The following is a 356-nucleotide window of genomic DNA, read 5'->3' as shown; positions in this document are numbered from 1 at the left end:
GCCTGACGATTACCTACTTTCACACGGGAATCCGCACTATCATCGGCGTAGAGTCGTTTCACGGTCCTGTTCGGGATGGGAAGGGGTGGGACCGACTCGCTATGGTCATCAGGCAAAGAGGGTTGTTCTGCTGGCTTGGCCAACAGAACCAATCTTGGAAGAAGCAGTAATCTTGAGTTGTGTGTATCACACACGAGAATCCAACCAATCCGACGCGCTGTTATCAGCGCGAGACAGACTTGTTATAGGATCAAGCCTTACGGGCAATTAGTATCAGTTAGCTGAACGCATTACTGCGCTTACACACCTGACCTATCAACGTCCTGGTCTCGAACGACCCTTCAAGGAGGTCTAGC

Annotated in this window: 2 rRNA genes; both read right to left on the bottom strand. The window is 51.1% G+C overall.

Going from position 1 to position 356, the window contains the following annotated elements:
- Positions 1-113 (bottom strand): 5S ribosomal RNA (gene rrf / locus G3N64_RS39460).
- 133 nt (positions 114-246) lie between these two features.
- A 23S ribosomal RNA gene (locus G3N64_RS39455) occupies positions 247-356 on the bottom strand; the annotation flags it as partial.

The sequence above is a fragment of the Burkholderia sp. Ac-20344 genome, from assembly GCF_017104975.1.
Lineage (GTDB): Bacteria > Pseudomonadota > Gammaproteobacteria > Burkholderiales > Burkholderiaceae > Burkholderia.
This window is presented reverse-complemented; position numbering and strand designations above follow the sequence as displayed.